This is a genomic window from Lactobacillus pasteurii DSM 23907 = CRBIP 24.76 (assembly GCF_000297025.1).
Classification (GTDB): domain Bacteria; phylum Bacillota; class Bacilli; order Lactobacillales; family Lactobacillaceae; genus Lactobacillus; species Lactobacillus pasteurii.
Genome location: NZ_CAKD01000029.1, coordinates 57,650 through 69,225, shown reverse-complemented (window position 1 = coordinate 69,225; position 11,576 = coordinate 57,650). Strand labels below are relative to the sequence as shown.

6 protein-coding genes and 1 pseudogene are annotated in these 11,576 nt (G+C 43.0%); 3 read left to right on the top strand and 4 right to left on the bottom strand.

From position 1 onward, the window contains the following. The 3 genes and pseudogenes from BN53_RS09735 to BN53_RS09135 form a co-directional block, all read left to right on the top strand. Window positions 1–515 (top strand): annotated as a pseudogene (locus BN53_RS09735) (Rpn family recombination-promoting nuclease/putative transposase); the annotation flags it as partial. A 142-nt stretch (window positions 516–657) separates the two neighbouring features. Continuing rightward, window positions 658–2,664 carry a KUP/HAK/KT family potassium transporter gene (locus BN53_RS09140; RefSeq protein ID WP_009560661.1) on the top strand — a complete coding sequence of 669 codons (2,007 nt, stop codon included), beginning with the start codon at window positions 658–660 and terminating at the stop codon, window positions 2,662–2,664. A gap of 118 nt (window positions 2,665–2,782) precedes the next feature. Beyond that, on the top strand, window positions 2,783–4,798 hold the full coding sequence (locus BN53_RS09135) for a KUP/HAK/KT family potassium transporter (RefSeq protein ID WP_009560660.1): 2,016 nt from the start codon (window positions 2,783–2,785) through the stop codon (window positions 4,796–4,798). A gap of 62 nt (window positions 4,799–4,860) precedes the next feature. Here BN53_RS09135 and BN53_RS09130 read toward each other — a convergent pair whose 3' ends face one another. The 4 genes from BN53_RS09130 to asnB form a co-directional block, all read right to left on the bottom strand. Further along, on the bottom strand, window positions 4,861–6,813 hold the full coding sequence (locus tag BN53_RS09130) for a M13 family metallopeptidase (RefSeq protein ID WP_009560659.1): 1,953 nt from the start codon (window positions 6,811–6,813) through the stop codon (window positions 4,861–4,863). A 91-nt stretch (window positions 6,814–6,904) separates the two neighbouring features. Continuing rightward, a complete protein-coding gene (locus BN53_RS09125) occupies window positions 6,905–8,125 on the bottom strand; it encodes an MDR family MFS transporter (protein WP_009560658.1) in 1,221 nt (406 codons plus the stop codon). Between the two features lie 125 nt (window positions 8,126–8,250). Next, window positions 8,251–9,522, bottom strand: coding sequence for a carboxylate--amine ligase (locus BN53_RS09120; protein WP_009560657.1), 1,272 nt, complete (start codon window positions 9,520–9,522; stop codon window positions 8,251–8,253). Between the two features lie 21 nt (window positions 9,523–9,543). Beyond that, a complete protein-coding gene (gene asnB / locus BN53_RS09115; RefSeq protein ID WP_009560656.1) occupies window positions 9,544–11,493 on the bottom strand; it encodes an asparagine synthase (glutamine-hydrolyzing) in 1,950 nt (649 codons plus the stop codon). Window positions 11,494–11,576 lie beyond the last annotated feature (83 nt).

The following is an 11,576-nucleotide window of genomic DNA, read 5'->3' as shown; positions in this document are numbered from 1 at the left end:
AATTAGAGGACTTGTTTGATCTGGAGAACTTCCCAGAGCTCAAGCAGTACATGCCCAAGATGGAGATCAAGGTGGTCGAAGTTGCCTATCTTGAAGAAGAGTTAGACAAGATGACCAGCGATTTCAAGCATGTGGCTAGCTATTTGATCAATCGCAGGAAGAACAAGAACTATCAACCTGACGATCTGGAACTGAAGCACTTTGAAGACTTCATGAATCTGATCAGCGCACTGGATCATGAAGGAGTCGATCAGTTCCAAGAATGGGTTAGCGATAATGGAAACGAAGAGGTGAAGAGCGAAATGATGAACTTTATTGATAGAGCTAAGGCCGAAGGTAGAGCTCAAGGTGAAGCTAGCACTAGACGCGAAGGGCTCAACAACTTGATTATCAGTTTTGGTGAAAGTGGCCTTTCAGATGAAATGATCTTTAACCAAGCTAAGAAGAGATATGGCAAATACTTCACTGATGAAGAGATCAAGCAGTTCATGAATGAAGCTAAGCTAGGCGTGTAAGCGGAAAGGACGAGAGCAATCTCGTCTTTTTTTTACAAATTCTTTTAGATTTGGTAAAGAGTCATCAATTCAATTGTATTTGCCATCTAGCGGAACTATACTACGGGATATTTTTTAAATCATGATTTATGGAGATAAATTTATGAATGAAACAAAGAAAAAAATGACCCTAGCTGGATTGCTAATTACCATTGGAATTGTCTACGGCGATATTGGCACCAGCCCTCTCTATGTTATGAAAACGATCATTGGCGAAAATGGCGGTCTTGCTGCCAGCAGCCGAGAGTTAATCCTGGGATCGATCTCGCTGATTATTTGGACAGTCACCCTGCTAACTACCGTCAAATATGTCACAATCGCACTTAGAGCCACTAACCATGGCGAAGGTGGGATTTTTTCACTTTATGCACTTGTCAAAAAGCGAGCCAAATGGCTAGTCGTCCCTACTTTAGTCGGCGGAGCTGCCTTACTAGCAGATGGCACCCTAACTCCAGCAGTTACCGTTACAACTTCAATTGAAGGACTAAAAAACATGAAATTTGGCTCGGGCATCCCTGTTGACAGCCAAGCCGTAGTCATTACTATTACCGTGCTAATCTTGCTGGGGCTTTTTTCAATTCAAGTCATGGGCACCAGCATCATCGGCAAAGCCTTTGGCCCAATTATGCTGGTCTGGTTCAGCTTCTTAGGAATTATTGGCTTAATCAATCTTGCTAGCGACTGGTCGCTGCTAGCTGCCTTTAATCCTTATTGGGCAATCAAAATTCTCTTTAGCCCAGCTAACAAAGTCGGCATTTTTATCCTAGGTTCCATCTTCTTAGCCACAACTGGAGCTGAGGCGCTATATTCTGACGTAGGACATGTGGGCAAGATGAACATCATCGGCTCTTGGCCCTTTGTCTTTAGCTGCTTAGCGCTCAACTATCTAGGCCAAGGCGCATGGATTTTGCATCACGTTCACTCGCATTTAACTGGCAACTTCAATCCTTTCTTTGATGTTGTGCCAAGTTCTTGGCGCTTATTTGCAATCGCCTTAGCTACCCTAGCTGCCATTATTGCTTCCCAGGCTTTAGTGACCGGATCCTTTACCTTGGTAGCTGAAGCAAGCGGATTAAAGTTTTTGCCTAGGATGAAGATCGTCTACCCTTCAGATGAAAAAGGTCAGATCTATATCCCATCCATCAACAAATTGCTCTGCTTGATCACAATTGCCATCGTCTTTTACTTCCAAACTTCTGAGCACATGGAAGCAGCCTATGGTCTTGCCATCACCGTCACCATGCTCATGACGACGATCTTGCTATTTGAATATCTTGACATGAAAAATACGCCCTTGGTCTTGCGCGGACTATTTTTGCTTGTTTTTGCCACAATTGAAGCCATGTTCTTCATCTCCAGCATGACCAAGTTCCTCCATGGAGGCTATGTCACTGTGATAATTGCTGGCTTAATCGGACTTGTCATGTATATTTGGTATTTTGGCAACAGGATCCGCGACAAGCGTGAAGCCCAAAATGCTTATGTGCGCCTAGACAACTACACGCAAATGCTAACTCAGCTTAGTCACGACGAAGAATACCCAACTTACGCTACCAACTTGGTTTACATGGCTAAGGTCAAGTATGGCAAGTTCATCAAGCGCGAGATTCTTTATTCAATTCTTGATAAACGTCCTAAGCGTGCCAAGGCTTATTGGTTTGTCACGGTCAATGTGACTGACGAGCCATACACAGCCGAATACGCCATCAACACTTATGGCACCAAGAATGTTATCAACATTCAACTTTATCTAGGCTTCAAAAAGCAAACCAGCGTCAATGTCTACTTAAGACAGATCGTTCATGACTTGATTGAAGACGGCACTATTGAAGCTCAGCCACAAGAATACACCACTACTCCAGGGCGTGATGTTGGCGACTTCTCCTTTGTTATCGTCAGCGATGTCATTAGTCCTTTGACACAGCTATCGACCTATGAAACCTGGATGGTGCAACTAAGAGTGTGGCTGCAGAATCTTTCTTCCAATCCAGCCTCTTGGTTTGGTCTTGATTATGCAGATACTGCCGTAGAGCGCATTCCATTGATACTTGGAGGGCAAAATGAAGTTACAATCAAGCGAACTGGTATAAATTCAATCACCGAAAAGTAGGCCGATAATACTTGCATAGTTTCGTTAAATAGATGACAATAGGTTTATCTTAAAAAAGGGTGTCTTCGGCATTCTTTTTTTCATGAGATAAAAAAGTGTTTTTTTGAAGGATGAAATTATGTCTAAGAATATCAAACAAAAGGCAACTCCGGCCGGCTTATTGATTGCCATCGGAATTGTTTATGGAGATATCGGTACTAGTCCGCTTTATGTTATGAAGTCGATTGTTGCTGGAAACGGCGGCATTGCCAATGTGAATCGCGAATTCATCATCGGTTCAATTTCATTGGTGCTTTGGACCGTGACTTTGCTAACGACTTTGCAAACAGTTATGATCGCCTTAAAGGCAACCAACCACGGTGAAGGTGGTATCTTTGCCTTATACGCTTTGATCAGAAAACGGGCTAAATGGTTGGTTATTCCAGCCTTGATTGGTGGGGCCGCGATTTTGGCCGACGGTACTTTGACGCCGGCCGTAACGGTTACCACCGCGATCGAAGGACTTAAGGGTATGGAATTTGGCTCGGGCAATATCCCGGTTGATTCCCAGCAGATGGTTATCATCATTACTGTGGTAATCCTGCTCTTCTTGTTCTTGATTCAGCGTATGGGTACGTCCATCATTGGTAAGGCTTTTGGACCGGTAATGTTTATCTGGTTCACCTTCCTTGGCGTAGTCGGCTTGATGAACATGGCCGGCGACTGGGGCATTTTAGCCGCCTTAAACCCAATCTATGCCATCAAGTTGCTCTTTAGTCCATACAACAAGGCTGGCTTGTTCATCTTGGGTTCAATCTTCCTAGCAACTACTGGTGCTGAAGCCCTATACTCTGACGTTGGACACGTCGGCAAGAACAACATCATTGGTTCTTGGCCATATGTCTTTGTCTGCTTGGCCTTGAACTACTTCGGTCAAGGGGTTTGGATTTTGAACAATCCTAACTTCAATGCCGGACAAGGCGATTTAAACCCTTTCTTTGAAATCGTGCCTGAAAACTTCCGCTTTGCGGCAATTATTTTGGCCACGATTGCGGCTGTTATTGCTTCGCAAGCCTTGATCACTGGTTCATTTACTTTAGTAGCTGAAGCTAGTGGTTTGAAGTTCTTGCCAAGAATGAACATCGTTTACCCATCAAACGAAAAGGGTCAAATCTACATCCCTGCTGTCAACAAGATGCTTTGTGCAGCCACTATTTCCCTAGTGCTCTTCTTCCAAACTTCCGCCCACATGGAAGCAGCCTATGGTTTGTCCATCACCATTTCAATGTTGATGACGACCATCATGCTTTATGAATGGCTGGTCATTGTCAAGGTGCCAATGGTTTGGAACTGGATCTTCTTGATCTTCTTTGGCTTCTTGGATGTCATGTTTATGATTTCCAGCCTAAGCAAGTTCACTCACGGTGGTTACGTTTCATTAGTTATCGCCGGCTTGATCCTAGCTGTCATGTATGTTTGGTTCTACGGAAACAAGATCCGCGACAAGCGCGAATCGCGCAATGCTTATGTTCGACTTGACGAATATGTCGACATGTTAACGGACCTTAGTCACGACGAAGAATACCCAACTTACGCTACCAACTTGGTTTACATGGCTAAGGTTAAGTATGGCAAGTTCATCAAGCGTGAGATTCTTTACTCAATCCTTGATAAACGTCCTAAGCGTGCCAAAGCCTACTGGTTCATCACAGTTAACGTTACTAACGAACCATTTACGGCTGAATATTCAGTTAACACTTATGGCACCAAAAACGTAATCAACGTTCAGCTCTACCTTGGTTTCAAGAAGCAAACCAGCGTGAACGTCTACATCCGTCAGATCGTTCACGACTTGATTGCTGACGGTACGATCGAAGCTCAACCACAAGAATACACCACCACTCCAGGTCGTGATGTTGGTGACTTTAGCTTCGTCATCGTTAACGATGTGATCAGTCCACAAACTCAATTGGTTAGCTACGAAAAATGGTTGGTTGAAGCTAGAGTTTGGTTGCAGAACCTTTCATCTAACCCAGCTTCCTGGTTTGGCCTAGAATATGCCGATACTGTGGTTGAAAGAGTACCACTTGTCTTAGGTCGCCAAAACCAAAGCTACATCAAGCGAGTTGGCACTAAATTCGAAAAAGAACAATAAAATAACCAAAAAAAGATGTCTGATACTTTTGTATCGACATCTTTTTTTGGCGTTTTTTTATTTTACCAAATGTGGACGCGCTTTTCTGGATCAAGCCACATACCATCGCCTGGCTTAACGTCAAAGACTTCATAGAAGTCATCTTGACATTGTGATTGGACGTTAGCTCTTTCTGGGCCAGGAGCGTGAACATCAATGGCAGTAATTGTCTTGATTGATTCTTCTAATTGCTTGTTAGCCCAAACGCGAGCGAAGTTTTCGAACAACTTTCTTAGGTCATCGCCCTCATCCTTAGCAGCTTGCACTGAAGCAGTCAAACCACCTTGGTCGGCAATGTTTTCGGAAACGATCTGCTTACCGTTCAAGGTTACTGGACCATATTCAATTCCATCAAACAAGTCGATTTCAGCTTGCGTACGCTTCTTGAATTCTTCGTAGTCCGCATCTTCCCACCAGTTAACCATGTTGCCCAGTTCATCAAATTGAGCTCCGTTGTTGTCAAAGGCGTGGGAAATTTCGTGAGCAATAACCGTTCCAATACCACCGAAGTTCTCAGCGCGATCTTGCTTTAAGTCATAAAACGGTGCTTGCAAGATAGCTGCTGGGAAAGTCAAATCGTTTCTTTGTGGGTCGTAGCAGGCATTTACCAAGTTACCTGGCATGAGCCAAACAGTCCGGTCAACTGGTTGGTGCAACTTTTCCAAGTTGTATTCGCGACCTACAATTGCGGCTGCGCGCATGTTAGAGTAAAGCGAACCACCAGCGTTAGCTTGAGTGATTTGAAGACGGTTGTAGATTTCTTCGATCTTGTCTGGGTAACCCACCTTCAAGATCAAGGCCTTCAACTTGACGATGGCCTTTTGCTTAGTTGATTCTGATAGCCAATCGTTGTTCTTCAAGCGTTCTTCGTAAACGTCAAGCATGCGGTGAATCATGTCCAAAACATCCGCCTTGGCATCAGCACCAAAGTAAGTTTGACCATAGTAGGCACCAACAACTTCGCTAAATAAGCCATTAGCAATGTGGTAGGCTTGCTTTTCGCCACTTGCAAGTTCTGGTTGACCAGAAAGAGCTTGACGGAATGGGAAGGCTGCTTCACGGAATTCTTGTGACAAGTAGCTAGCTGCGCCGTTGATAAACTTCACGATCATCCAAGCCTTCAATTCGTCAAAGGTATCAGCGTTAACTAGTTCATCGAAGTTATCCAAGAAGCGTGGATCGTTGACAATAATCTTGTCAGGAAATTCCCCGATTGCTTCCTGCATGAAGTGGTCGATCTTGAAGTGGCTAAACTTAGCCGCAAATTCTTCCTTACTGTATGGGTTGTACATATCTGGATAGCTAGCCCATTCTTCAGTTGACTTAACGATCTTAGAGATGCGCTTATCGAACTTAATGGCGTCTTTTGCATATTCAGCTGCTTGATCCTTAGATACGCCTGCAAGTTCAAGCAAGTGAGCTGATTGCTTTTCCATAATAGCCAATAATTTTGCGGCAGCTTCTTCATTTTCGTAACTTCTCGTATCAGGCAAGAAAGTCGATGGACCGTTGAATTGCAAGACGTTGACTTTAGTATTCTTCATGTCGGCATCAACTGAGAAAGCAAATGGCAAGCTAACAGCTGCCTTAGCTAAGTCTGGTGCCTTCAAGTTAAAGTCTTCAAAGTCCAAGATTTGTTCCAAAATTAATAAGTATGGTTTAACTGGCGCAGCTGCATCGCTATTGCGCTTGTCAAAGTCACGGGCCAATTTATAAAGGGCTACTGCCTTGTCCAAGTTTGGCACAGAAGCAATTTCCTTTTCGCCATCTGCCCAAGCCGCAAAGTCAGCCATCAACTTCTTTTCGACATTAAGATCAATGCCATCAAAGGAGCTAATTCTTGAACGGTCTGAAGGAATCACTGCCTTAGATATCCATTCAGAGTTTACTGCTAAATATAAGTTGTCCTGTGGACGAACCCCAACTTGAGGTTCAATAATATTACCAGCACCACCGCGCACTGTTTGTCTAGTCATAAAGGTCCCCCTTTGTTTAAATGAAAAAATATTTTTAGTTAATTATAGCATTTTAAGCTATAGTTTGACCATTTTTTCATCTTTTACAAAGCTACTTGTAAATTATCAACTTGTTATGGAGCTTAACATAGACTGGGATCATTACCAAATTCATCATGAAGATCACAATTGCGGCAACCCAGAAAAACGGCAAATAGCCCGCCTTATCGATAATCATCCCGCCAAACAAAGGTCCAACTGCCCGGCCGATTCCAGAAGCCACCATGATTGAGCCTTGGTACTTGCCTTTGCTAGTTAATGGCGATAATTCATTGACGAAGGCTGGAATAGCTGGAAAGGCCGTTGATTCACCCAAGGTCAAGATTGCCATTGACATGGCAAAGTGCGGAAAATCCTTAGCAAAAACCAAAGTGACAAAGGACAAGGCAAACATCGTGACCCCAAAGACCAATTGGTGGAAGAGGTTCTTGAAGATCCGCGGAAATCTTGCCAAAATCCCCTGCATAACCACGATCAAACCGGCATTAAGCGTCCAAAGCAAACTATACATATGAAAAGGAATCCCTAAAGACACCATGTAGACTGACAAGTTGGATTCCCAATTCATGTACATCAACCAAGTTACACCCAAGGTTACAAAGAAGACCATCGTCATAATAAAGTTGCGCTTAGGCATGGGCTCGCTTTTGACCTTTTGGCCGCTAGCTGCTTGTTGCATTCGGTGCTTGTGAAAAGCAATAATTGGACGATAGTTGAAGATCGCGTTAACGCAGGCAATCACAAAGAGTAGGCCCGCAATTACAAAGAGCAAGGTAATTGAGTAGTCATACAAGTAACCAACGATCAAAGTACCAGTTACGACCCCTAAGTTCTGCGAGAAGTAAATGACATTGAAGACGTATCTACCTGGATAGCGCTTGATACTTGTGGCAATGGAATTGATCAAGGTACCATTCCAGCCCCCAATAAAGCCCAAAATCGTTAGCCAAATCCAATATTCAGGCCAGCCATGAAACATCGCCATCAAGAATAGCACCGCCCCGTCTAGCCCAAGCCCAGCTACAGCCAAAGGATATGGGTTGAAGCGGTCATATAAGCGACCAGCAATAATACTACCCAGGATATTTCCACTACAGTTAAAAAATAAAACAACCCCAATCATTGATAAGCTGATGTGCAGTTGTTTGTTAAGATACACGGATGTAAGCGGCCAGATAAAGCTGGCGCCAATCCAAGTGACTAATTCTGCTAGAATCAGCCAGCGCAATTTGATTTCTGGAAAACTTTCCTCTTTTCCATGTGATTTTTTCATACAAACTCCCCTCTTTTATTTAAGTGAATTTTTAGCGTACGTTATCTATTCTAGTCTATCAGAATTTAACAAAAAAAGCAGACCTCCCTTTTGCTCTAAAAGGAGATCTGCTTATTTATCTGCAATTATTTATCTTCAGACTTGAAATATTGTCCCTTGTTTACTTGGTAGTATTGCTTGTATCTAGCATAGTAGTTATGGAACATGTACTTCATCAAGAGCCAGCGCTTGAAACCGCGATCCTTGTCATAAAAGACAGTCGTGCCGTAGCGACCTTCGTGGATCAATTCCTTAGCGGTTTCTTTGGCTTCATTTTCAAAAGCGTATTCGTTAAAGATCTTCGCTGGCACGCCGAGCCAAAGCACGTGCTTAGACTTGAGCTTGTTGCCGTAGACAGTATCCTTGTCCTTAAGGCTGTCTTCAACATAGTCATCAATGTACCACTTAGCCAAGTTGTAGCCGTTTAAGGTTACGTAGAAGCTTGAGCGACCTTGACGCAAGTTGATTTCGAAGAACTTGTATTGACCATCTCGGCGGTCATACTTGATATCGAAGTTAGCCATACCAGTGTAGTTCAACTTTTCAAGGAAGGTTTGAACTTGTTCGTAGAGCTTTTCGTTATATTCTGGCAAAATTGCCATGTAGTTACCAATTGATTGTGGCGTTGGGTCTTCTAAAAGTGGGTGACCCATGCACATCATCTTCACTTGGTGGTTCTTGTCAACATAAGCGTTAAGTACCCGCATGTTGGAGTCGTCGCCTGGAATGAAGTCTTGCAAGATCAAGTCTGCCTTGTATCCATTGCCATAAATCTTGCCGACAATATCAACTAATTCAGCTTCATCATGGATAGTAAAGGCCTTCTTGCGTCCTTCAAATTGTACGTCAAGCCATGAAACTGGATCTTCAGGCTTCAATTCAACTGGGTAGTCGAATGGGAAGTCGAGGAAGTTCTTTTGTTCAAAGTCTTCCATGGTAATGATATGAGTCTTTGGATAAGGCAAGCCATATTCTTCGGCGATTTGGTAGAAGCCTTCCTTAGAAATCAACTTCTTAAGCAAATCATAGTCAATATAAGGTACGATGAAAACTTTGCTTAATTCATCCCTATGCTTAGCCAAAAGCTCGGCATAACCGTCCCCACAAGCAATCAAGATCACAGGCTCTTCATGATTTTCGTATTCCTTCATCTTTTGGCGCATAACTTCGATGAAGACAGGATCTTCACTAAAGCCATGATGCAATTCGACATCGACAATCTTCGAGTAGCGAGTGGCTGCTAATTGCGTATCAGCCATTGCTTTTACTCTTAGGCCATATTCTTCATTGAATGACCGAGCCATTCCGTAAACGTTAATATCGCTACCAAGTAAGATTGGTGTAAATTTTTTCGACATTATAACTAAATAAACCCCTAACTAAACTAACTTGCCTTGTTCCAATAAGGCAGCAACTTCTGGTTGAACATGTTGATACTTCTCAACAGTATTCTTGTAATCAACAAAGAATAACTTGTACCAAACAAGGAAAGTATAAATTGCCCAAATTTGACGGCGGTGTGATCCATCGCCATTGAAGTTGTCTTCTAGCAACTTGACGATCTTCTTTTGGTCGAAAATATCATTGACGAATTCTTCATCGAACATATCATGAACTTGCTTGTAAAAACGTGGCTCTTGTAGCCATTGCTTGATTGGCGTTGGGAAGCCCAATTTTGGACGCTTAGCCCATTCGTCAGGCAAGACTCTTTCGGCAGCCTTTCTCAAGGCATACTTAGTGTCGTAACGGTTGACTAAGTAGTCGGTTGGAATTGAGTTGGCAAGTTCGGCAATCTTGCGATCTAGATATGGCACTCTCAATTCCAAAGAGTGAGCCATAGAGATCTTGTCGGCCTTTTGTTCGATGTCATTAAGCATGAAGTGGTGCAAGTCAATGTATTGCATTTGCTTAACGCTGTCAAGATCCTTGACCTTCTTGAAGTCGCGTTGGTAATTTCCGTTGACAGTCAACTTATTGCGGTAAGTTGGCTGTAAAATGCTGTTGGCGTCGCTAGAAGTAAAGATAGTTGGGTAATCCATATCGTAGATAACCGATTGTCCCACGTAAAATTCGCTTGGCTCAGCCAAATTGGTGTACAAATGCACCTTGCCTGGGAAGTTTGGCATCTTCTTGATCTTGTGAGCCAATTTTACTCGCTTAGCCTTTGGCAACTTCTTCATCTTGGAAGTAAAGACCTTGATCACATCGTTATGGGTGTGCATGCCGTAGTTGACATATCCGGCAAATAGTTCATCTGCTCCTTCACCAGACAAGGCAACAGTTACGTGCTTGCGAGCAAGCTTGCACAAGTACCAAAGTGGAATGATTGATGGGTTGGCATCAGGTTCATCCATGTGGTATTGCATTTCAGGGAAATCGCGCATGGCTTCATCCGCATTAACCTTGTCAGCAAAGAATTGCCAACCGTTGATGTCTGATAAGGCCTTGGCCTTTGATGCTTCATCATAAGTTGAATCGTCAAAGCCAATTGAGAAGACCTTGTCTGGGTTGAGCAAGGAAGTCAAAAAGGATGAGTCAACCCCTTCAGATAAGAAGGCACCAACTGGCACATCCGCATTGCGGTAAAGGTCAACAGTTTCTTTTAAGTCTTCGTTGATGCGGTTGACTGTTTCTTCAAATGAAAGGTTGTTTTCCTTGTATTCAGCGTCCCAGTATTGGTGAATCTTCATTTCGCCATCTTTATATTCGAACCAATGTCCTGCTGGGAAGCGGTAAACGCCCTTGAAGAAGGTTTCATCAAGGTCATTGTATTGGTTCATCAAGTAAGGCTTAACTGCTTCAACATTCAATTCGCGCTTAAAGCCTGGGAAAGGCAAGAAACTCTTAAGTTCTGACCCAACTAATAAGTGACCATCTTGGTTAGAGTAGTACATTGGTTTAATACCAAAGAAGTCGCGCGCACCATACAAGGTCTTGGTGTTGTCATCCCAGATCAAGAAGCCAAACATCCCTCTTACCCGCTTTAATAGGCCGTCCATGCCCCATTCTTCATAACCATGAAGCAATACTTCAGTATCGGCTTTAGTTGTAAAAGTGTGTCCTGCCTTGATTAATTCTTCTCTTAAAGGCTTAAAGTTATAAATTTCCCCATTAAAAGTAATGCAGCGAGTATTATCTTCGTTGTAGATCGGCTGCGTACCACCACGTAAATCAATAATTGAAAGTCTTCTAAATCCTAAGGCTACTTGATCATTAGTATAGTAGCCGTCAGAATCAGGTCCACGGTGTTGAATAGTAGCCATCATCTTGCCGATGACGGCTTGCTTATCGTTTATTTTTGGATCATAAAATGCTACAATTCCGCACATATCAAAACTTCCTCAAAATTCTCTCTAATTATTTAACTGTTTCATTATAAGCTATTGACTTGTAAATACCAAATTAGGCCAAA